The organism is Microbispora sp. H10836 (assembly GCF_012999525.1).
Lineage (GTDB): Bacteria > Actinomycetota > Actinomycetes > Streptosporangiales > Streptosporangiaceae > Microbispora.
Genome location: NZ_JABBWU010000009.1, coordinates 245,922 through 267,605, shown reverse-complemented (window position 1 = coordinate 267,605; position 21,684 = coordinate 245,922). Strand labels below are relative to the sequence as shown.

Here is a 21,684-nt window from a genome sequence, read left to right as displayed (position 1 = left end):
GGTGTAGTTACTCATAGTCTGTGCGTGTAAGGGACTCTTCGGGCAGGAGGGTGCCGACATGCGACGCCGTACGGTCCTCGCGCTGGGGGTCCTGGCCCTCGCGGGCGCGTGCGGCGTCCAGGCGCCGCCGCGCCGGTGGGGGGAGTTGTCCCTGACCGTCCCCCGTCCGCCGGGCGGGTGCGGGGACGGCGTCGCCGCCGGGTTCAAGGCCCTCGTCGAGGGGCGGGGCTGGGCCCGGGCCGTCCAGATCAGGTGGGAGGCCGGCGGCGGGGCGGCCCTCGCCCGGCCGGCCGGGCCGCGGACCGGCCTGGTGGTCGCCGATTCCGCGTTGCTCGCCGCCTGCGCGCTGGCCCGCGACCCGCTCCTGGTCGCCAGGGCCGTCCCGCTCGCGCGGCTGGCGGGGGAGTGGGAGGTGCTCGTCGCCTCGCCCGAATCGGGCTACCGCACGTTCGAGCAGTTCGCCGCCGCGCTGCTGCGCCACCCGGGCGGCCCCAGGGTGGCCGGCGGCGCCGACCGGGGGCCGGAGCACCTGCTGCTCGGTATGACCGCGCAGGGCCTGGGGGCCGACCCGCGGCTGCTCGACTACGTCGCGTTCGGCAGCAGAGCGCAGGCCGTCGCCGCGGTCCTCGACGGGCGGGTCGCGCTCGGGTTCGGCAGCAGGCGCGAGGTCGCCCCCCACGTCCGCGCCGGACGGCTGCGGCCGCTCGCCGTCTCCTCCGCCGAACGGCTGCCCGGGGTGGACGCGCCGACGCTGTCGGAGTCGGGCGTACGCGTCGTGTACGCCGACTGGACCGGGCTGGTCGCTCCGCGCGGCACGCCCGGGCAGGACGCCCTGCTCGACCTGTGCCGGGCCGTCACCGCCACCCCGGGGTGGCGGAGCCTGTGCGAACGCAACGACTGGACGCCGATGTGGCTCGACGGCGACGACTTCCGGCAATGGCTGACCGGCGAGGCGCGCCGAACGGCCCTGCTGCTCAATGATCTCGGACTCCGCTGAAAAGCACAACTTGTGGGGGCAGTTGCGGGAAGGGCCACAAGATGTAGGATCCATCGCGTCGCTGGTTCACCTTGGTGAGGCAAGAGGGAACCCGGTGCGAATCCGGGACTGCCCCGCAGCGGTGAGCGGGAACGACCGCCGTCACACGGCACGGTGTCTGCATGCACCATGTCGTGAAGCACTGGGCGCCGGCGCGCCCGGGAAGCGACGGCCAGTAGGACCGGCGGGCGCGAGCCCGGCCGGACGCCCGCGAGTCCGAAGACCTGCCGGTGACGCGCGCGCATGGGCGCGCGCCCCGCGCCGGGCCCCGAGGGAGGGCTCGCCGCCGTCCGCCACGGGCCACCTGCTGGCCTCTCGTGCGCGTGCGCCGCGGCATGCCCCTCCTCCGGTCCGGCCGGGCCAGGAGACGACGAGGAGAGGGCATCTGATGACGATCACCGACCCGGTCTCCGCGTCCGCGGACCCCGTGTCAGGGGAAGGCGGCGCGCGGGACGCGGCGGCCGTGTGGCAGGCCATCGAGGAGGCGGCGGCCGGGGTCATCGCCGACCCGGAGAACTCGCGCCGGGCGGCCCGGCTGCTGAGCGGGCTGATCGCGGAGGAGGCGGCGGCCGAGGGGGTGCGCGCGTTCTCCGAGTCGGTCGCGGCCGCCCACGCGGCCGGGCTGCTGGGCGACGCCGTCGCCGCGTTCGTGGCCGACGAGGCCGGGGCGCTCGACGCGTTGATCGACACGGCGGCCGACGACCGGTTCGAGTACTTCGGGCTGCGCACGGTCTACGACCGCTACCTGCTGCGCCACCCGGTCACCCGGCGCGTGCTCGAACGCCCGCAGCACTTCCTGCTGCGGGTCGCCTGCGGCCTGTCGGCCACGGTGGCCGAGGCGGCCGAGCTGTACGGCCTGATGTCCACGCTGGCCTACCTGCCCAGCTCGCCGACGCTGTTCAACTCGGGCGCGCGTCGGCCGCAGTTGTCGTCGTGCTTCCTGCTCGACTCGCCCCGCGACGAGCTGGAGAGCATCTACGAGCGGTACGGCCAGGTGGCCCGGCTGTCGAAATACTCCGGCGGCATCGGCGTCGCCTGGACGCGGGTGCGCTCGCGCGGCTCGCTGATCCGGGGCACCAACGGCCTGTCCAACGGCATCGTCCCCTGGCTGCGCACGCTCGACGCCTCGGTGGCGGCCGTCAACCAGGGCGGCAGGCGCAAGGGCGCCGCCTGCGTCTACCTGGAGACCTGGCACGCCGACATCGAGGAGTTCCTGGAGCTTCGCGACAACACGGGCGAGGAGTCGCGCCGCGCCCACAACCTCAACCTGGCCAACTGGGTGCCCGACGAGTTCATGCGCCGGGTCGAGGCGGACGGCACGTGGTCGCTGTTCGACCCCAAGAAGGCCCCCGAGCTGACCGACCTGTGGGGCGAGGCGTTCGACGCCCGCTACCGCGAGCTGGAGGCCGCCGGGCGATACGTCCGGCAGGTGCCGGCCCGGGCCCTGTACGCCCGGATGATGCGTACGCTCGCCCAGACCGGCAACGGCTGGATGACGTTCAAGGACGCCGCCAACCGCACCTCCAACCAGACCGCGCTGCCCGGCAACGTCATCCACCTGTCCAACCTGTGCACCGAGATCCTGGAGGTCACCAGCGACGGGGAGACGGCCGTGTGCAACCTCGGCTCGGTCAACCTCGCCGCGCACCTGACCCCCGAGGGCGACGCCGTCGACTTCGGCAGGCTGCGCGCCACGGTCCGCACCGCCGTACGGTTCCTGGACCGGACGATCGACCTCGGCTTCTACCCGACGCCGGAGGCGGAGGCGGCCAACCGGAAGTGGCGGCCGGTGGGGCTCGGCGTCATGGGCCTCGCCGACGTGTTCTTCGCGCTGCGCCTGCCGTTCGACTCACCCGGGGCACTGGCGCTGTCCACCCGCGTCGCCGAGGAGATCGCGCTCGCGGCGTACGGCACCTCGGCCGACCTGGCCGTCGAGCGCGGGCGCCACCCGGCGTACGAGCAGACGCGGGCGGCGGGCGGCGTCCTGCACCCGGACCACTACCCGTGCTCCCCGGCGCACCCGGAGGAGTGGGCGGCGCTGCGGGCCAGGATCGCGGAGACCGGGCTGCGCAACTCCCTGCTGGTCGCGATCGCGCCGACGGCCACGATCGCCTCGATCGCCGGCTGCTACGAGTGCGTCGAGCCGCAGGTGTCCAACGTCTTCAAGCGGGAGACGCTGTCGGGAGAGTTCCTCCAGGTCAACCGGTATCTCGTCCGCGACCTCCAGTCGCGGGGCCTGTGGACCCGGCCGACGCGCGACGCGATCAAGCTCAACGACGGCTCGATCCAGGACATCCCCGCCATCCCCGGCGAGCTGAAGACGCTCTACCGCACCGCCTGGGAGCTTCCCCAGAAGGCGCTGATCGACATGGCCGCCGCGCGGCAGCCGTACATCGACCAGTCGCAGTCCCTCAACCTCTTCCTGGCCGCCCCCACCATCGGCAAGCTCTCCTCGATGTACGCCTACGCCTGGCGGTCGGGCCTGAAGACCACCTACTACCTGCGCTCCCGCCCGGCGACGCGGATCGCCCAGACGACCGTGCCGGCCGTCACCCCCGCCGTGCCCGATGAAGGGGCCGTCGCCTGCTCCCTGGAAAACCGCTCCCTTGAGAACCCGGAGATCTGCGAGGCATGCCAATGAGAACGATGCTGCTCGACCCGGGCATGGATCTGACCCTGCGCCCGATGCGCTACCCCGGGTTCTACGAGAGGTACCGCGCGGCGATCAGGAACACCTGGACGGTCGAGGAGGTCGACCTCGCCTCCGACCTCGCCGACCTCGCGACCCTCGACGAGGGGGAGCGGCACCTGATCAACCGGCTCGTGGCGTTCTTCGCGACCGGGGACTCGATCGTGGCCAACAACCTGGTGCTGAACCTCTACCAGCACGTGAACGCCCCGGAGGCGCGGCTCTACCTGAGCCGCCAGCTGTTCGAGGAGGCGGTGCACGTCCAGTTCTACCTGACCCTGCTGGACACCTACCTGCCCGACCACGACGAGCGGGTCAAGGCGTTCGCCGCGGTCGAGCACATCCCGTCGATCCGCGACAAGGCCGAGTTCTGCTTCCGCTGGATCGACTCGATCAGCGAGCTGAGCCGGCTGGAGACCCGGGAGGACCGGCGGGCCTTCCTGCTCAACCTCATCTGCTTCGCCGCCTGCATCGAGGGGCTGTTCTTCTACGGCGCCTTCGCGTACGTCTACTGGTTCCGCTCGCGCGGCCTGCTCGGCGGCCTGGCGACCGGCACGAACTGGGTGTTCCGCGACGAGTCGATGCACATGGAGTTCGCCTTCGACGTGGTGGACACCGTACGCCGCGAGGAGCCGGACCTGTTCGACGACGAGCTGGCGGCCCGGGTGACGCGGATGCTGGAGGAGGCGGTCGCCGCCGAGCTCGCCTTCGCCCGCGACCTGTGCGGCGACGGGCACGGCGTGATGAGCGCCGGCAACATGCGGCGCTACCTGGAGTACGTCGCCGACCGCAGGCTCGCCCGGCTCGGCCTGCCCGTCCGGTACGGCACGGACAACCCCTTCCCGTTCATGGAGTTCCAGGACGTGCAGGAGCTGGCGAACTTCTTCGAGCGCCGGGTCTCGGCCTACCAGGTGGCCGTCGAGGGTGACGTCAGTTTCGACGAGGCCTTCTGATCTGTCTGTTTTCGGCGCTCCCGAAAAGGGCAAAGGGAACCCCATGACGACGACAGGGGGCGCCGTCACAGCGGCAGCGTGGAACTGGGCGACCTTGGCGATCGCCGTGACCGCCGCGATCGTCGCGGTGGAACTGGTCCGGCGGGTGCTGAAATCACGCCTCATAGGGGAGCGATGGGCGCTCGCCGGGCCGTTCGCGCGCCGGTGCACCTGGCCGGGGTTCGCCTCGGCCGTGGTGGGCACCGTCAAGGCCGCCTACGACCCGGACATGCCCGGGTCGGACTCGCGCGGCTTCCAGCAGATGCTCTCGCTGCTGCTGATCGCCTGCGTGACCTGGCTGCTGATCCAGGCGGCGTACGCGGTGACCGACGTCGTCCTCGACCGGCTCACGCGGGTCGAGGGCGAGCGCAACCGCCGCGCCCGGCGCATCCGCACCCAGATCGCGCTGGTGCGCCGGGTGTCGGCGGCGGTCGTCGTGGTGCTCGCGCTGGGGGCGATGCTGTTCACGTTTCCGCAGGTGCGAGCCCTGGGCGCGGGGCTGCTCGCCTCCGCGGGGATCGCCGGCGTGGTGGGAGGCATCGCGGCCCAGTCCACGCTCGGCAACATGCTGGCCGGGCTACAGCTGGCCTTCAGTGACGCGCTGCGGCTCGACGACGTGGTCGTGGTGGAGGACGAGTGGGGCCGCATCGAGGAGCTGACCCTCACCTATGTGGCGCTGCGCCTGTGGGACGAGCGGCGGCTCATCCTGCCGGTGTCCTACTTCACCGCCAACCCCTTCGAGAACTGGACGCGCCACGAGAGCCGCATCCTCGGCAGTGTGTACCTCCGCGTGGACTGGTCGATCCCGGTCGAGGAGGTCCGCACCGAGCTCTACCGGGCGCTGCGGGAGAACCCGCTGTGGGACCAGAAGGACTGGACGCTGCAGGTCACCGACATCACCCCGGAGGGACTGGTCGAGCTGCGCGCGCTGATGAGCGCGGCCGACTCGGCGAGCGCCTTCGACCTGCGCTGCGACATCCGGGAGCACCTGGTGAAGTTCATCCGCGAGAAGTACCCCGAGAGCCTGCCACGCCTGCGCCTCGAAACCCCGGCACGCTGAGCGTCTCGTCCGGTCTCTCGAACCGGGCCGTGCGACTGGCGGCGGTGTCAGGGGGTGCTGGACGGGCGCAGGAGCCTGCTCGCGCCCGCGATGAGCGCGGTCGCGAGGATCCACCCGGCCGCGACCAGCCCGTTCGCCAGCCACTGGGTCCATCCGGCCGGCTCCCAGGCGCCCCGCTGCTCGAACACGCTCACCGGCACGAGCAGGTCGAGCGTGTAGACGAACGCGTTGAAGTGGCGCGACTCGTCCAGCCCGATCTGATGCGGTGGCCACCGCGTGAAGATCGCCGTGCCCGTCGCGAGGAGCAGCGCGGCCCACAGGCCGGCGAGCCAGGGCCGGTAGCCGTACCCGACGAGCCCGTCGAGCAGGCGGCCCCACAGCCGCCCGGGCAGCCGCAGCGTACGCCGCCGCGCCCGCTGCCGGGCCAGCAGCACCCGGCGCGCGTCCGGCTCGTGCCCGATGCGCCGGCAGTAGGCCGCCAGCTGCTCGTACGGCTGGGGCAGGTAGCCTCCGGGGTCGCGCCGCAGCCAGGAGAGCCGGTCCGCGAGGGTCGCGGGCCCGCGCAGCGACTCGTACGTCAGCCCGTTGAGCCGCACGTCGCCCGGGTAACTCTCCGGACGGTCGAACAGCACCCCCAGACGTGAGTAGCCGAGGTTGACCTCGCCCTCGATCGACTCGGGTAACAGGATGAGCTCGTCGGCCTGCATGTGGCTCAGGTGCAGCACCCGGCCCGGCGCCCGCAGCACCGCGCCGTGGAACGACAGGACCCCGCCGATGCGCGCGCCGCGCAGCCGTACGGTGCCGTCGGCGGTGAAACCCGCGCCGAGTTCGGCCGCGGCGGCCTGCAGGTGGTCGGCGTGGACGGCGGGCGTGCCGCCCACCGTCACGACGGCGCCTTGGAGGTAGAGCCCGCTGGAGAAGCGTGCGCCGATCAGCCGCAGCCCGCCGGTGGCCCGCATGTCGCGCAGGAAGGCGCTGCCGTCCACCACGAGCCCGCCGGCCCACAGCGCGACCGACTCCCAGGTCCGCGGCTCCTCCGATCCCTCCGGCCCGTTCCAGCCGCCCAGCTCCCACGGCGCCGCCGCCGGCGCCCGGTACGGCATGGCGCCGGGGGTGCCCAGCCGGGTGCCGGAGAGCCGGAGCTGCCCGGTCACGTGGGCGTTGTCCAGGCGCACCCCCGCGTGGACGACCGATCCGTCGAGGTCGAGGAGCCCGTCGACCGTGGCGCGGCTGGCGCGGAAGTGGAGGACGTCGCAGCGTCGCAGCCGTACGCCCCTGGTCTTGGCGTCGGCGAGCGAGACCGTTCCGGCGATGTGGCAGTCGAGCAGATGGACCTTCGTCTCGATCGTGGCGTCGGACAGGTTGAGATCGCCGGCGATCCGGGCCCCGGCGAGCCGGACACCCGGCACCGAGGACGATCCGCCGGCGGTCCGGTCGAGCACCAGGGCGGAGATCACCTCGGCGCGGACCACCCGGGAGCGGCCCCACGTGCCGCCGGACGAGGAGTCCGTCTCCCGGCCGTGGCGGAGGTCGACCCAGGCGCCGGTGGGGTAGGCGTCCCACAGGCGTCGCTCGGCGGGGGTGAGCCGGCGGAAGGGGGGCCGTGATCTTCCCATGGGCCGACGATACCGTCGATCTTCGCGAGGGCCGGCGCCGCGGCGGACCGGCCCGCCTGCCGCGGAGAGCGTGACACCGGGGAAGAGGGAGCGTCATGGGCAACCATCCGAACGGGCGCGTGCGGGCGCGCTCGCTGGGCGTCGTCGTCGGCCCGTCGCCGACCGGCCCGCTGAACGCGATCACCGACGTCGACGGGGTCCTGGTGGGTCACACCACGATCGACGACGGCGCCGACCTCCACACCGGGGTCACCGCCGTCGTCCCCCACCAGCTGATCGCCGGGCGCCGGGGGCTGCCCGCGGCCGTCTACGCCGGCAACGGGTACGGCAAGCTGGTCGGCTCGACCCAGATCGACGAACTCGGCGTGCTGGAGTCACCCGTCGTCCTGACCGCCACGTTGTCGGTGTTCCGGGCCGCCGACGCGCTGCTCACCTATCTCATGGACCGCCGCCCGGACGGACTCTCCTTCAATCCCCTGGTGGGAGAGACCAACGACGGCTTCCTGTCCGACATCCGGCGCCGCCCGATCACCGAACGGCACGTTCTCGACGCGCTGGAGGGAGCGTCCGGCGGGCTGCCCGGGGAGGGCTGCGTGGGGGCGGGGACCGGGACGACGGCCCTGGGGTTCAAGGCCGGCATCGGCACCTCCTCCCGGCGGCAGGTGGTGGACGGGGCTCAGGTCACGGTCGGCGTGCTCGTCCAGGCCAACTTCGGCGGCGTGCTGACCGTCCGCGGTGTCCCGATGCCGGTCGGCGAACTCATCCCGGGGGCCGTTCGGCACGAGCAGACCGGCGGCTCCTGCATGATCGTGGTGGCCACCGACGCGCCGCTCGACGCGCGCCGGCTCGGCCGCCTCGCCCGCCGGGCGGTCTTCGCGATGGGCCGTGTGGGCGCGTCGTACTCCAACGGCAGCGGCGACTACGCGATCGCCTTCACCACGGCGTCGCCGCGGCTCCCGCTCGTGCCGGACGAGGCGCTGAACCCCGTCTTCGCCGGGGTCATGGACGCGGTCGAGGAGGCACTGCTCAACTCCCTGTTCACCGCGACCACGACCACCGGTTTCCGCGGCCGGACGAGCCATGCGGTCCCCTACGACCGGCTCCCGGGCGCGGCCGGCCGGACCACGCCCGCCTGAGCGCCGCCGGCACGGCCACGCGGAGCGGTTAGGAGCCGCAGTCGCAGCAGCACCCGTCCCCGCAGCAGCAGCCGTCTCCACAGCAACCGTCGCCGGAGCAGCAGTCGGAGCATGCCGAGCAGCCGTCGCAGCATCCCGAGCAGTCGGGGCAGCAGTCGCACCGGTCGCAGAAGCAGCGGTCGTGCCACGGCGCGCTCCGGTAGGTGCTCCACGGAGGGCGGTAGAGCCCGCAGGTCAGGAAGATCGCCGCTCCGGCGGCGGCCGTCAGCGCGATCCCCGGGGGTACGCCCGGCGGCCGCCCGAGGGGTTCGGGCGGCCCGTCGGGCGGGGCGCCGGACGGCGCCGTGGGGGATTCCCCGGCCGGCGCGTGGCGCGTCGAGCAGGCGGCGCCGTGGGCGCGCGTCCCGAAGGCCCGGTCGACGGCACGCCGGGTCTCGCCGCACAGCAGCGCCTCGACCAGGTGCCGCTCCTCCAGATCGAGGTCGCGTACGGCGAGGCGCAGGCCGTGCAGCGCCTCCTCGCACACGCGCCGCGCCTGTGCGGGGGAGGTGCCGGTCGCGTCGAGGGGGTTGTACGCCCCGCGCGCCCGGTCCTCGGCGAGGTCCTCCACCGCGTCGATCACGTGCGCGATCCGGCCGAAGAAGCGCCCGGCCTCGCGCAGGCTCTCGGCGTTGCCGGGCCGGCCCGCGAGCACGGCCGTGTGCGCGAAGGCCGCGGCCACGGCGGTCTCGGTGGGCTCGGTGACGTCGAGCAGGGCGCGCCCGGGGGACGCCTCCAGCAGCGCCTGGCGGGCGGAGACCTCGGTCAGGACGGTCGTGTCGAAGCCGATCGCCTCCGCGCCGCGCCGGGCGGCGGAGGCCCAGGCGGCGGCCGTCGCGCGCATCGGGACGCCGGCCACGCGCCGGGCCGCGATCCCGTCGCCGTCGGACGCGTGGTCGCGGATCTTGCCGGCGGCCAGGGCCAGCGAGACCACGGCGGCCAGGCGGGCGCCCCGGTCGTCCGACCGCACCACCTCCGCCGAGCGGAAGCCGCGCAGCGCGCAGGGCCCGGCGGTCCGCCGGTTCGGCCCGCCCCCCGTCCGTGGCTGTGTTCGTGGTTGGGCCCGCGATTGGGCCTCGGTCAGCACGGACAGGATGAGGCCGTCGTAGTTGGTCGCCATGCGGGCCAGCTGCCCGTGCCGGTCCCGCAACGTCAGGCAGAGCCCGCACAGGTGCGCGCGCCAGGCTTCGTGGACGGACGGGCAGGAGTGGCGGGCACACGGCCGGAGGATCCCGAACACCCAGAGACTCCTTGGGGGTCATGCGTACGGGATCATCCCGTTGCGCGGCGATTATGCCATCAGGGGCCGGGACCCTGCCGGAGGAGCCGGGCGGGCGGCCTGCACAATCGAGGAATGGAAGTTACCGACGGGTTCGAACTGACCATCGAGCAGTACGTCGCCACCCTCACCCTCAACCGGCCCGCCAAGCGCAACGCCGTGACCGCGGCCATGTGGCGGGCCCTGCCGGGCATCCTGGCGGATCTCGCCGCGGACCCGAAGGTACGTGTCCTCGTCCTTACCGGAGCCGGGGAAACTTTCTGTTCTGGTGCCGATATTTCGGAAATTCATGAGCTTGGGGATAACAACGATGACACCGGTCTCACCGTTGTCGCGGAGCGCGCGCTGGTGACCTTTCCCAAACCCGTGATCGCGATGATCGAGGGATACTGCGTCGGCGGCGGATGCCAGCTCGCGCTCGCGTGCGATCTGCGCGTCGCGGCGGCCGGGGCCCGCTTCGGCGTCACCCCGGCCAAGCTCGGGATCGTCTACCCGCTCAGCTCCACGCGGCGGCTCGCCGAGATCGCCGGGCCCGCCACGGCGAAGCTCCTGCTCTTCTCGGCCGAGCTCATCACCGCAGATCACGCCTTGCGTACCGGCCTCGTCGACGAGGTGTGCCCGCCGGAGGATCTGCGCGAGCGCGTGTACGGCCTGGCGGCCACGATGGCCGGCAGGTCCCGGCTCACGCTGGCGGCCGCCAAGCAGATCATCGACGGCCGGGCCGGGGAGGCCGAGGTGCGCGCCTGGCAGCGGGAGGCGCGGGAGAGCGGCGAATTGGCCGAAGGCGTCCGGGCATATCGGGAGGGGCGTTCCCCTGGATTCTCTTGGGATGCAAAATAGGCATAAACGGGACTCGCAGTGGTAATGACCCTGTGAGGTGTGAGATGTCGCAGAATCTATTCGCCAGGCTCGCTCGCTGGCTGGGACTAGACAGGAATCCGCTTCGGCGCCGGTGCGACCGGGTCGAAGCGGTGGTCCGGCTTGCCGCGGTGCTGGGAGTCGTGGTCGCGATCGTGTTCGGCGTGATGCTCGGCATCCGCGAGTACGGCAAGGGCCTGAGGACCGAGGCCCAGCAGGCGCACGACCGGCATCAGGTCGTCGCCACGCTGACGGGCGATGTGACGGCGCCCCGGCTGTCGGTGGCCGGAGCGGCGGTGGGGCACGCCCAGGCCGCCTGGGTGGCCCCCGACGGCACGGCGAAGGCCGGGGTCATCGAGGTCCCTCCCAGCAGGCGGGCGGGCGACACGGTGCGCATCTGGACCGACGACGACGGCGTGATCGCGCCCCGGCCACAGGACCGGGAGACCACGGTGGTCGCCGCGCTGACCGTCGGCACGGGCGTGCCGCTGGCCGCCGCCGCGATCCTCGCGCTGCTGGCCACCTGCACCCGCCTGGTCAACCAGCGCCGGGCCCGCAGGGTGTGGGAGGCCCAGTGGACCGTGGTCGAGCCCATGTGGCGGATCAACGGCCGCTGAGCGCGCTCACGACGCAGGGCCCACGACGCAGGGCCCACGACGCAGGGCCCACGACGCAGGGCCCACGACCGACGCAACGCTTCGTGACGCCCTGGCAGGCGCACGTGATCCTCGTGGGTGACGTGGAAGATGCCGGCCGGGTCTTCGGCCGCCTCGACGGTGCCTGAGCGACCGCTGTGGGGCTCGTATTCCTCCCACCCCCGCACAGGGGTCTCAGCGGGCAGGCCGTAGGTCGCCTCGTAGGCGCGCGCGGCCGGAGGTCCCGCCGGGTGAAAGTTTCAGCGACAAGACGTGCGGCGAGCGCCGATCGTCACCGGAAACCGCTCTGACCACCACCACCTACGCCCGGACACGGTGCCGTCGCCGTACGGTGACGCATAACGCCTGGATCGCCAAACGGGGCCTACGTGATATGAAGCCGAAAATCAAAATCATTTCACTGCGTGCGTGACTTGTCCGCCTGTACGCCATCGAAGGGCCGTGTCACATGTCTGTGGCTGACCTGTCAGACGCCAAGCGAGAACTGCTGCGACGCAGGTTGCGGGCCCGCTCCGCACGCGATCCCATTCCCCGGCGCCCGGAGGGCGTCGAACCCCCGATGTCCCCGGCCCAGGAGCCGCTGTGGTTCATGGAGCAGTTCACGCCGGGCACCACCACCTACACCCTGGTACTCGCCGTACGGTTACGTGAGCCGCTGGACGAGGACCGGCTGGCCCGCGCGCTCGCCGCGCTGCCGGCCCGGCACGAGGGCCTGCGCCAGCGGTTCCCGGCGACCGAGGAGGGCAGGCCCGCCGTCCACGTCGTGGACACGACGGAGGTGCCGCTGAACCGCACCACGGCGGTCACGGACGAGGAGGCGATCGCGCTCATCGGCGCCGAGACCGCCATCCCGCTGGACCTCACCCGGGGCCCGCTGCTCAAGTGCGTCGTCGTCAGCAAGGGCGAGGACGAGCACATCGTCGCCCTGCTGGTGCACCACATCGTGGCCGACGGCCAGTCGTTGCACCTGCTCATGCGCGACCTGCTCGCGCTCTGCCGCGGCGAGGAGCCGCCCGCGCCCGCCGTACGCTTCGGCGACGTCGCCGTGTGGCAGCGTGAGCGGTCTCTCGACCGGGAGCTGGACTACTGGTGCGGGGAGCTGGCCGGGCTGCCGCGCCTCGAACTCCTCACGGACCGGCCCCGTCCGGCGCTTCAGACACTCGACGGCGCGACCCACGTACGCTCCCTCGCGCCGGATCTGGTGGACGGCGTCGCCTCGTTGAGCCGGGACCACGGCGCGAGCACGTTCATGACCCTGCTGGCCGCGTACCAGGTCCTGCTCTCCCGGCTGACCGGCCAGGACGACTTCGCCGTCGGCGTGCCGGTGGCCGGGCGGAGCAGACCGGAGTTCGAGGACGTCGTGGGCATGTTCGTCAACGTGCTGGCGATACGGGCCCGGCTGGACGGCGAGCCCACGTTCGCCGAGCTGCTCGCCCGGACCAGGGGCACGGTCCTCGCCGCGCTCGATCACGAGGAACTGCCCTTCGCCCAGCTCGTCGACGCCCTCGGCGTGCCGCGGGACACCAGCAGGCCGCCCCTGATCGACACGATCTGCACGATGCACGAGTTCGCCCCCGGCGACGGGACCGAGGTCCTCGCGCTGGCCCCCACGTCGACCAGGCACGACGTGGAGCTGTACGCCGTGCCCACCGACGAGGGGGGCCTGCACTGCGCGTTCACCTACCGGCCCGAGCTGTTCCGCGAGAGCACGATCGCCCGGATGGCCGGGCAGTTCGAGGACCTGCTGCGCGCGATCGTGCGCGACCCGCACGTCCCGATCAGCCGGCTGCCGCTGACGGGCGACGACGCGCTGATCGCCGGCTGGAACGCGACCGGCGCGGACTACCCGGACACCGCCACCCTGCACGGCCTGATCGAGGAGCAGGTCGCCCGCACCCCCGAGGCCGTCGCGGTGACCTTCGCCGGGCAGTCGTGGACGTACCGGCAGCTCGACGAGCGGGCCAACCGGATCGCGCACCGCCTCGTGGGGCTCGGCGTGGAGCCGGGCAGTCTGGTCGCGGTCTGCGCCGAACGCTCGCTCGACCTGGTCGCCGCACTGCTCGGCGTGCTCAAGAGCGGCGCGGCGTACGTGCCGCTCGACCCCGGCTACCCCGCCGACCGGCTGGCGTTCATGCTGTCGGACTCGGGCGCGCCCGTCGTGCTGACCCAGCAGGACCTGGCCGAGCGGCTGGTCACCGGCGGCGCCGTCATCCTGCCGCTCGACCTGGACGCCGTATGGGACGGGCTGCCGGCGACCACACCCGGGGTGAGGGGCGGGCCCGGCACGGCCGCGTACATGATCTACACCTCCGGTTCCACCGGCCGGCCGAAGGGCGTGCCCAACAGCCACCGTGGCATCGTCAACCGGATCGACTGGATGCAGAAACGGTTCCGGCTCACCGACGCCGACGTGGTGGTGCAGAAGACACCGGCCGGGTTCGACGTCTCGGTGTGGGAGTTCTTCTGGCCGCTGCTCACCGGCGCGCGGCTTGTGCTGGCCGAGCCCGGTGGCCACCGCGACCCCGCGTATCTGCGTGACCTGATCAACGCCGAGCGGGTGACCGTCCTGCACTTCGTGCCGTCCATGCTCGGCGCGTTCCTCGCCGAAGAGGGCGTGGAGACCTGCACCTCGCCGCGCGTCATCGTGTGCAGCGGGGAGGAACTGCCCGTCGACCTGGCTGAGCGCTGCCTGCGCACGCTCCCGGCCGAACTGCACAACCTGTACGGCCCCACCGAGGCGGCCGTCGACGTCTCCGCCTGGCAGTGCACGCTGTCCGCGCTGGCGGGCCGGGCGAGGGTGCCGATCGGCTCACCCATCCAGAACATCACGCTGCACGTGCTCGACCGCCACGGCGAGCCCGTGCCCGTGGGGGTGCCCGGCGAGCTGTACATCGGCGGCGTGGGCGTCGCACTCGGCTACCACGCCCGCCCGGAGCTGACCGCCGAGCGGTTCGCCGGAGGCCGCTACCGCACCGGCGACGCGGCCCGCTGGCTGCCGGACGGCACGATCGAGTTCCTGGGCCGCCTCGACGGCCAGGTCAAGCTGCGCGGCCTGCGCATCGAGCTCGGCGAGATCGAGGCCGTGCTCCGCGAGAAGGCCGGTGTGCGGGACGCCGCGGTGATCGTGCGCGAGGACGTGCCCGGCGACCCCCGGCTGGTCGCCTACCTCACGGGCGACGCCGTGCCCGAGCCGGCACAGGTGCGCGCGGCGATCAGGGGCACGCTGCCGGAATACATGCTGCCGTCGATGTTCGTCCTGCTCGATGCCCTTCCGCTCACGCCGAACGGCAAGCTCGACCGGGCTGCCCTGCCCGTCCCGCAGGTCCAGGCCGACGTGCCGTACGCCGAGCCGGAGACCGAGACCGAGCGGGCCGTCGCGGCCGTCTGGGCCGACGTGCTGGCGGCCGAGCGGATCGGGGCCGACGACGACTTCTTCGATCTCGGCGGGCACTCGCTGCTCGCCGTCCAGGTCGTCGCGAAGCTCCGCAGGGCGCTCCCCGCCGGGTCGGCGCAGGTGGGGCTGGTGGACATCTTCACCTACCGGACCGTGCGCGAACTGGCGGCCTACGCCGGTTCCGGCGAGGACGGCCCGCGCCCGCTGCTCCAGCGGCTCACCCCGGCACGTACGGCGAGCGTCACCTACGTGTGCGTGCCGTACGGGTCGGGCAGCGCCGTGGTCTACCAGCCGCTGGCCGACGCCCTGCCGGCCGACCAGGCACTGTACGCGCTCGCGATCCCCGGCCACGACGTGGGCCTGGACGAGGAACCGATGGAGTTCGCCGAGCTGGCCGCCCGCGCCACCGAGGAGATCCTCGCCATCGAGGGTCCCCTGGTGATCTACGGCCACTGCGGGGTCGGCGCCGCGCTCGCGGTCGAGCTGGCCGCCAGGGTCGAGGCGGCGGGCCACGCGGTGGACGCCGTCTACGTCGGGGCGATCTTCCCGTTCGCCCGGCCGCGCGGGCTCATGCGTGCACTGTCGAGAATCGGGGAGTTCGACCGCCTTCGAAGCAGCCAGACCGATATCAACCGTCTCAAGGCCCGTGGGGTGGACCTTGAGGAGCTTGATCCCAGCGTGGCCGACCGCATCATCCGTACGATGCGCCACGACTCCAAGGCCGCGGAGAAGTACTTCACCGGGCTGTTCGACGCGCCGGACCGGCCACGGTTACGCGCTCCGATCATCTCGGTGGTCGGCGAGCGCGACCCCGCCACCGACTTCTACACGGAGCGCTACCGCGAGTGGGGCTTCCTCACCGACGTCACGGCGCTCGTCGTACTGGACGAGGGCGGCCACTACTTCCTGCGCTACCGCGCGGAGGAACTGGCCGCCGCCCTGCGCACCCACACCCACATGGAGGTTTCCGACCGCTCGGGCAACCCCTCGTGGTGGGTGCACGCGGTCTCGCGCGGGTCCGCCCCGCCCGGGGTACGGCCCAGCATGGGCCGCTTCCTCACGATCTCCGCCGGGCAGCAGCTCTCGATGATCGGTTCGGCGCTCACCGGGTGGGCCCTGCCGCTGACCGTCCTCATGGACTCCGGTTCGATCGGGCAGTTCACCACGCTGGCCGTGCTCAACCTGGCCGGGCTGCTGATCTCCCCGCTGGCCGGGGCGATCGTGGACCGGGCGGACCGGCGGCGCGTGATGCTGTTCGCCGACTGCGCCTCGGCCGGGATCCAGGCCGTGCTGGCCGGGCTGCTCCTCTTCGGCGACGTACGGATCTGGCAGATCTACCTGCTGATCGTCAGCCTGTCGATGGCGACGAGCTTCCAACGTCTGGCCTACCAGTCGGCGGTGCCGCAACTCGTGCCCAAGCACTATCTGGGTCACGCCATCGGCGTCACCCAGATGACCAACGGTGTCGCGCAGCTCGTCGTCCCCCTCGTCGCGGCCGGGCTGCTGGCCTGGATCGGGCTCGGCGGCATCGTGGCGATCGACATGGCGAGTTATGCGTTCGCCATCGTCACGGTGCTGCTGGTCCGCTTCCCCGACACGCTTCCCTGGCGGCCGCGCGAGCCGCTGGGCACGGAGATCGCCAAGGGCTTCACGTACACGTGGCACGACCGGGGCCTGCGCTCGACGCTGGTGTTCTTCGCCGTGCTCAACGTGTTCCTGTCCCCGCTGCTCCTGCTGGTCTCGCCGCTGGTGCTCTCCTTCGCCACGCTCAAGGACGTCAGCGTGATCTCGCTGGTGTCGGGGCTCGGCGTCATGCTCGGCGGGCTGACCATGTCGCTGTGGGGCGGTCCGCGCCGCGGGCGGTTCCGCGGTGTGCTGGCCTTCGCCGCTGCCATCGCGGCAGGCGGCGTCGTCACCGGCCTCGCCCCGTCGCTTGTCGTGGTCGGCGTGGGGGCGTTCGTGCTGACCTACTTCCTCACGCTGATGAACGGCATCTACGTCACGATCGTGCAGATCAAGGTGCCCGCGCGGTTCCATGGGCGGGTCTTCGCGCTCAACACGCTGGTCGCCTGGTCGACGCTGCCCGTCGGCATCGGCCTGGTCGCCCCGCTCGGCACCGCGCTGTTCGACCCGATGCTGGCCCCGGGAGGGGCGCTCGCCTCGACCGTGGGCGCCCTGATCGGGGTGGGCCCCGGCCGTGGGATCGCCTTCCTCTATCTGGTGTGCGCGCTGGGCATGCTCCTCGTGGCGGCCAGCGCCCTGCGGGTGAGGCGGCTGGCCCGCCTCGACACCGAGATGCCGGACGCGCTGCCCGACGACCTCGTCGGGGTCGAGGCCATCCAGCGTCGCACCGCCGCCTAAGTCGTGTCTGGCAAATCAAGCCCTGCTGCGACGGGCGGCATTTGCCAGACACTCCCTAGAGGCGCCGGGTCAGCGCGTCGAGGTTGGCCTCGACCCAGCGGAGCCGGGCGAGCGTGCCGGTGGGCTCGTTTCGCCCGGCTCCGTTGAGGAAGGCCAGATAGCCGCGCACCCAGCCGCCGAAGACCCAGGGTTCCGCCGGGATGTCGCCGCCGGCTTTGCGGTAGCCGTACACGGCGGCGTCGAATCGGTCGAAGTCGACGCTCCCGTCGAGGCGGGCCGCCCAGTCGAGGGCCATGCCCGCGGCCTCCTGCTCGGCGACGTACGGACCGGCGGTGTCCCAGTCGATGATCGCCAGGCTGCCGTCGAACCGGAGCAGGGCGTTCTTCGGGTGCAGATCGCCGTGGGACATGGTCAGGGTGCCCACGCCGGCCGGTCGCGCGGTCGCGGCCTCGAGGCCGGCCAGTCCGGACGCCGGATCCGTGGCCGGGTCGCCGCCGGAAGGGTCCGCCCGCGGTGGCTCCTGAGGAGCGATGGCACGACCGGCCGTGTGAACGGCGGCCACCAACTCGCCCATCGCGGCCGACAGCTCGGGGCTGAGATCGTCAAGGGCGGGCGCCTTCCCGTCGAGCCAGCGGTGGACCCTGACGGAGCCGTCCCCGATGGGGATCACGTACGCTCCCGTCGCGGGCGACGGGACCGGCTCGGGCACCGGGATGCCCGCCCGCCAGGCGGAGGCCTCGATCTCCACGGCGGGCGCGGCCGACGGCGGCAGCCGCTTCACGGCGTACGCGCCGGTGATCGTGTCGAGCCGCCACACCTCGTTGTGGTAGTAGCCGGCCACCCGCAGTCCTCGCGTCACCGCCAGGCCGAGGCCGAACGCATCACAAACCGCGCTGATGTCGAGATCCATCCGCACATTTTGCCGCGCTCAGGGAGGATGCGGGGAAAGTCGGGCCGACTGCCCACAGCTCACGACCGACGCAGGGCGGACGCGTCCGGAGGGCTCAGCGGTCGATGATCTCGTTCTTCCCGATGACGACGACGCCGCTGCGGGTCACCGCGAACCGCTGGCGGTCGTACTCCAGGTCGAAGCCGATCCGGGCGCCGTCGGGGATCACCACGTTCTTGTCGATGATGGCCTTGCGGACGATCGCCCCCCTGCCGACCTTGACCGAGCCCATCAGCACCGAGTCCTCGACGTGCGAGTGGGAGTGCAGCACCACGCCGGGGGACAGGATCGAGCGCAATGCCGTGCCGCCCGACACGATGACCCCGGGCGACACGAGCGACTCCAGCGCGTGCCCCACCCGGTCGCCCTCGTTGTGCACGAACTTCGCCGGCGGCAGCGGTTCGTTGCCCGTGTAGATCGGCCACCGGTCGTTGTAGAGGTTGAAGACCGGCTGCACCGAGATGAGGTCCATGTTGGCCTCGTAGTAGGCGTCGAGCGTCCCCACGTCGCGCCAGTAGCCCCGGTCGCGCTCGGTGGAGCCGGGCACCACGTTGTCCGCGAAGTCGTACACCTCGGCGCCGCCGCTCTTGACGAACATCGGGATGATGTTGCCGCCGAGGTCGTGCTTGCTGCTGGGGTCGAGGGCGTCCTCGCGCAGGGCCTCGATCAGCGCCTGGGTCCTGAAGACGTAGTTGCCCATCGAGGCGTAGATCTGGTCGGGCGCGTCGGGCAGCCCCACCGCGTCCTTCGGCTTCTCGCGGAACGCGACGATCCGGCGGCCCGAGGGGTCGGCCTCGATGACGCCGAACTGGTCGGCCAGTTCGAGGGGCTGGCGGATCGCCGCGACGGTCACGTCCGCGCCCGAGGCGACGTGCTGGTCGACCATCTGGCGGGGATCCATCCGGTAGATGTGGTCCGCGCCGAAGACGATCACGTGGTCGGGCATCTCGTCGTAGATCAGGTTCAGGTTCTGGAACAGCGCGTCGGCCGATCCGGCGAACCAGCGCGGCCCGAGCCGCTGCTGCGCGGGCACCGGGGTCACGTAGTTGCCGAGCATCGACGACAGCCGCCACGTCCGGGAGATGTGCCGGTCCAGGCTGTGGTTCTTGTACTGCGTCAGCACCACGATCTGCCAGTAGTGCGCGTTGGCCAGGTTCGACAACACGAAGTCGATGAGCCGGTAGATGCCCCCGAAGGGCACGGCGGGCTTGGCCCGGTCCGCGGTCAGCGGCATCAGCCGCTTGCCCTCACCACCAGCGAGCACGATCGCCAGGACCTTCATAGGCAGGACCTTAACCCGCGAAATGGCTAACAAACACCAGGGACACCGGCAAACAGTGCGGATCGGGGACTCTAAGCTCACTCGTATGCGTGTCGATCTGCTGAGCCGTGAGTATCCGCCCGAGGTGTACGGCGGCGCCGGAGTCCATGTCGAGTACCTCGCGCGGGAGCTTCGCCGGCTGGCTGACGTGCGCGTTCGCTGCTTCGGCGCCCCGCGCGACGAGCCCGGAGTGCGGGCCTACGCGGTCCCCGGGGGGCTGTCGGGCGCGAACGCCGCCCTGCAGGTGCTCGGCGTCGACGTCGAGATGGCCGCCGGCTGCGAGGGCGCCGACGTCGTGCACAGCCACACCTGGTACGCGAACTTCGCCGGCCACGTCGCCAAGATGCTGTACGGCGTGCCGCACGTCGCCACCACCCACAGCCTGGAGCCGCTGCGGCCGTGGAAGGCCGAGCAGCTCGGCGGCGGCTACACGCTCTCGTCGTGGGCGGAGCGGACCGCGCTCGAGTCGGCCGACGCGATCATCGCGGTGTCCGAGGGCATGCGCCGTGACGTGCTCACGGCCTACCCCGAGATCCCCGCCGAGCGCGTACGGGTGATCCACAACGGCATCGACACCGAGGAGTACGCGCCCTCCCGGGGCACCGAGGCGCTGGTGCGGCACGGCATCGACCCGGCCGTGCCGTACGTCGTCTTCGTGGGGCGGATCACCCGGCAGAAGGGCCTGGTGCACCTGCTCCACGCGGCCCGCTCGTTCGACCCGGCGGCGCAGCTCGTGCTGTGCGCGGGCGCGCCCGACACGCCGGAGATCGCCGAGGAGGTCACGGCGCTCGTGCGCGAGCTGTCGGCCTCCCGCAAGGGCGTGGTGTGGATCTCCGAGATGCTGCCCAGGCCCGAGGTGATCCAGATCCTCACGCACGCCACCGTGTTCGTGTGCCCCTCGGTCTACGAGCCGATGGGCATCGTGAACCTGGAAGCGATGGCGTGCGAGACCGCCGTCGTGGCGACCGCGACCGGAGGCATCCCCGAGGTCGTCGCCGACGGCGAGACGGGCCTGCTCGTCCCGATCGACCAGGGCGGGGACGGCGAGCCGCACGACCCCGAGGCGTTCGCCGGAGCGCTGGCCGAGCGGGTCAACACGGTGCTCGGCGATCCCCGCCTGGCCGCCGGGATGGGCGAGGCCGGACGGGTGCGGGCGATCGAGCACTTCTCCTGGCGGCGGATCGCCGAGCGCACCCACGAGCTCTACGCGTCGCTCACCCGCCAGGGATGATCATGGTGACGCCGGCGGACGCGCCCGGCCGGGTGAGCGCGTCCGGCGCGTCGTCCAGGCCGATGGTACGGGTGACGAGCAGGTCGGGGCGGAGCACGCCCGCCGCGATCAGCTCCAGCATCGGGGGATAGGCGTGGGCGGCCATGCCGTGGCTGCCCACGATCTCCAGCTCGTGCGCGATCACCCGGCCCATCGGCAGGGAGGTCTCCCCGGGGAGCAGGCCCACCTGCACGTGGCGGCCCCGCCTGCGCAGGCCGCCGATCGACGCGGCGCAGGTCGCGGGGTCGCCCAGCGCGTCGAGGGAGACGTCGGCGCCGCCTCCGGTGGCCGCCCTGACCCGCGCGGCCGCCTCCTCGGGAGAGCCGCCCTCGCCGAGCAGGACGCAGTCGGCCGCGCCGAACCGCTTGGCCAGATCCAGCGCGGCGGGGGACACGTCCACCGCGACCACCCGCGCGCCCACGGCGGCGCCGATCATCACGGCCGACAGCCCGACCCCGCCGCAGCCGTGCACGGCGAGCCACCGGCCCGCCCGGACCCGTCCCTGCTCGACGACGGCCCGGAACGCGGTGGCGAAGCGGCAGCCCAGGCTCGCCGCCGTGGCGAACGCCATGCCGTCGGGCAGCCGCACGAGGTTCACGTCGGCGTGGTCGATCGCGACGAGCTCGGCGAACGACCCCCAGTGGGTGAAACCGGGCTGCGTCTGGCGCTCGCACACCTGCTGGTTGCCCGCGGCGCACTCATGGCAGCTCCCGCAGGCGCAGATGAACGGCACCATGACCCGGTCGCCGGGCCGCCAGCCGGAGACCCCCGGCCCGGCCGCGTGCACCACCCCCGCCAGCTCGTGCCCGGGCACGTGCGGCAGGACGGTGATGTCCGCGTCGTGGCCCATCCACCCGTGCCAGTCGCTGCGGCACATCCCGGTCGCCTCGACCCTGATCACCACGCCGTCCGGAGGCGCCACCGGGTCCGCCACCTCGCGCACCTCGGCCCGCCCGCCGAACTCCTCGTACACCACCGCGCGCATGTCACGCTCCTTTCCCTGGCCGTACGCTAATCGGGTGATTGCG

The 21,684-nt window shown here is 72.4% G+C and carries 14 protein-coding genes and 1 riboswitch; of the genes, 9 read left to right on the top strand and 5 right to left on the bottom strand.

Annotated elements, in window-relative coordinates; genetic code table 11:
- Positions 1–58 precede the first annotated feature (58 nt).
- The 4 genes from HHX30_RS18940 (at position 59) to HHX30_RS18925 (ending at position 5,777) form a co-directional block, all read left to right on the top strand.
- The gene (locus tag HHX30_RS18940; protein WP_169983289.1) at positions 59–997 is read left to right on the top strand and encodes a tripartite tricarboxylate transporter substrate binding protein; all 939 of its coding nucleotides are present in this window, start codon (positions 59–61) and stop codon (positions 995–997) included.
- Positions 998–1,042: 45 nt separating this feature from the next.
- Positions 1,043–1,283, top strand: a riboswitch (cobalamin riboswitch).
- Positions 1,284–1,424: 141 nt separating this feature from the next.
- Positions 1,425–3,677: a ribonucleoside-diphosphate reductase subunit alpha gene (locus HHX30_RS18935; RefSeq protein ID WP_169983288.1), complete on the top strand. Its 2,253-nt coding sequence runs from the start codon at positions 1,425–1,427 to the stop codon at positions 3,675–3,677.
- A complete protein-coding gene (locus HHX30_RS18930) occupies positions 3,674–4,678 on the top strand; it encodes a ribonucleotide-diphosphate reductase subunit beta (RefSeq protein WP_249350183.1) in 1,005 nt (334 codons plus the stop codon). Before HHX30_RS18935 ends, HHX30_RS18930 begins: the two co-directional genes overlap by 4 nt.
- Before the next feature lie 43 nt (positions 4,679–4,721).
- A complete protein-coding gene (locus HHX30_RS18925) occupies positions 4,722–5,777 on the top strand; it encodes a mechanosensitive ion channel family protein (RefSeq protein ID WP_169983287.1) in 1,056 nt (351 codons plus the stop codon).
- Between the two features lie 47 nt (positions 5,778–5,824).
- Here the strand turns inward: HHX30_RS18925 and HHX30_RS18920 are convergent, their stop codons facing one another.
- On the bottom strand, positions 5,825–7,393 hold the full coding sequence (locus HHX30_RS18920) for a hypothetical protein (protein WP_169983286.1): 1,569 nt from the start codon (positions 7,391–7,393) through the stop codon (positions 5,825–5,827).
- A gap of 95 nt (positions 7,394–7,488) precedes the next feature.
- On the opposite strand from HHX30_RS18920, the gene HHX30_RS18915 reads away from it, so the two are divergent.
- Positions 7,489–8,529, top strand: coding sequence for a P1 family peptidase (locus tag HHX30_RS18915; RefSeq protein ID WP_169983285.1), 1,041 nt, complete (start codon positions 7,489–7,491; stop codon positions 8,527–8,529).
- Between the two features lie 28 nt (positions 8,530–8,557).
- Here HHX30_RS18915 and HHX30_RS18910 read toward each other — a convergent pair whose 3' ends face one another.
- The gene (locus HHX30_RS18910; RefSeq protein WP_169983284.1) at positions 8,558–9,808 is read right to left on the bottom strand and encodes a DUF5685 family protein; all 1,251 of its coding nucleotides are present in this window, start codon (positions 9,806–9,808) and stop codon (positions 8,558–8,560) included.
- Between the two features lie 114 nt (positions 9,809–9,922).
- Between HHX30_RS18910 and HHX30_RS18905 the strand changes: the two genes are divergently transcribed.
- From HHX30_RS18905 to HHX30_RS18895, 3 genes are all read left to right on the top strand, one after another.
- Positions 9,923–10,687: an enoyl-CoA hydratase/isomerase family protein gene (locus HHX30_RS18905; protein WP_169983283.1), complete on the top strand. Its 765-nt coding sequence runs from the start codon at positions 9,923–9,925 to the stop codon at positions 10,685–10,687.
- A 44-nt stretch (positions 10,688–10,731) separates the two neighbouring features.
- The gene (locus HHX30_RS18900) at positions 10,732–11,322 is read left to right on the top strand and encodes a hypothetical protein (protein ID WP_169983282.1); all 591 of its coding nucleotides are present in this window, start codon (positions 10,732–10,734) and stop codon (positions 11,320–11,322) included.
- Positions 11,323–11,809: 487 nt separating this feature from the next.
- The gene (locus tag HHX30_RS18895; RefSeq protein WP_169983281.1) at positions 11,810–17,116 is read left to right on the top strand and encodes a non-ribosomal peptide synthetase/MFS transporter; all 5,307 of its coding nucleotides are present in this window, start codon (positions 11,810–11,812) and stop codon (positions 17,114–17,116) included.
- A gap of 55 nt (positions 17,117–17,171) precedes the next feature.
- Here the strand turns inward: HHX30_RS18895 and HHX30_RS18890 are convergent, their stop codons facing one another.
- Positions 17,172–18,026 carry a phosphotransferase gene (locus HHX30_RS18890; protein ID WP_169983280.1) on the bottom strand — a complete coding sequence of 285 codons (855 nt, stop codon included), beginning with the start codon at positions 18,024–18,026 and terminating at the stop codon, positions 17,172–17,174.
- 94 nt (positions 18,027–18,120) lie between these two features.
- A complete protein-coding gene (gene glgC / locus HHX30_RS18885) occupies positions 18,121–19,428 on the bottom strand; it encodes a glucose-1-phosphate adenylyltransferase (RefSeq protein WP_310741920.1) in 1,308 nt (435 codons plus the stop codon).
- Between the two features lie 4 nt (positions 19,429–19,432).
- Here glgC and glgA point away from each other — a divergent pair, with 4 nt between their 5' ends.
- Entirely contained in the window at positions 19,433–20,617 is a 1,185-nt protein-coding gene (gene glgA, locus HHX30_RS18880) for a glycogen synthase (RefSeq protein WP_169983278.1), read from the top strand.
- Here the strand turns inward: glgA and HHX30_RS18875 are convergent.
- Positions 20,601–21,641, bottom strand: a complete 1,041-nt coding sequence (locus HHX30_RS18875) for a zinc-dependent alcohol dehydrogenase family protein (protein WP_169983277.1) — start codon at positions 21,639–21,641, stop codon at positions 20,601–20,603. The genes glgA and HHX30_RS18875 overlap by 17 nt on opposite strands.
- Positions 21,642–21,684: the final 43 nt, after the last annotated feature.

Excerpts from the sequence above, each read along its gene's own strand:
- glgA (WP_169983278.1), top strand. The coding sequence starts at position 19,433 with ATGCGTGTCGATCTGCTGAGCCGTGAGTATCCGCCCGAGGTGTACGGC.
- HHX30_RS18875 (WP_169983277.1), bottom strand. The coding sequence starts at position 21,641 with ATGCGCGCGGTGGTGTACGAGGAGTTCGGCGGGCGGGCCGAGGTGCGC.
- HHX30_RS18895 (WP_169983281.1), top strand. The coding sequence starts at position 11,810 with ATGTCTGTGGCTGACCTGTCAGACGCCAAGCGAGAACTGCTGCGACGC.
- HHX30_RS18930 (WP_249350183.1), top strand. The coding sequence starts at position 3,674 with ATGAGAACGATGCTGCTCGACCCGGGCATGGATCTGACCCTGCGCCCG.
- HHX30_RS18890 (WP_169983280.1), bottom strand. The coding sequence starts at position 18,026 with ATGGATCTCGACATCAGCGCGGTTTGTGATGCGTTCGGCCTCGGCCTG.
- HHX30_RS18925 (WP_169983287.1), top strand. The coding sequence starts at position 4,722 with ATGACGACGACAGGGGGCGCCGTCACAGCGGCAGCGTGGAACTGGGCG.
- HHX30_RS18905 (WP_169983283.1), top strand. The coding sequence starts at position 9,923 with ATGGAAGTTACCGACGGGTTCGAACTGACCATCGAGCAGTACGTCGCC.
- HHX30_RS18915 (WP_169983285.1), top strand. The coding sequence starts at position 7,489 with ATGGGCAACCATCCGAACGGGCGCGTGCGGGCGCGCTCGCTGGGCGTC.
- HHX30_RS18900 (WP_169983282.1), top strand. The coding sequence starts at position 10,732 with ATGTCGCAGAATCTATTCGCCAGGCTCGCTCGCTGGCTGGGACTAGAC.
- HHX30_RS18940 (WP_169983289.1), top strand. The coding sequence starts at position 59 with ATGCGACGCCGTACGGTCCTCGCGCTGGGGGTCCTGGCCCTCGCGGGC.
- HHX30_RS18920 (WP_169983286.1), bottom strand. The coding sequence starts at position 7,393 with ATGGGAAGATCACGGCCCCCCTTCCGCCGGCTCACCCCCGCCGAGCGA.
- HHX30_RS18935 (WP_169983288.1), top strand. The coding sequence starts at position 1,425 with ATGACGATCACCGACCCGGTCTCCGCGTCCGCGGACCCCGTGTCAGGG.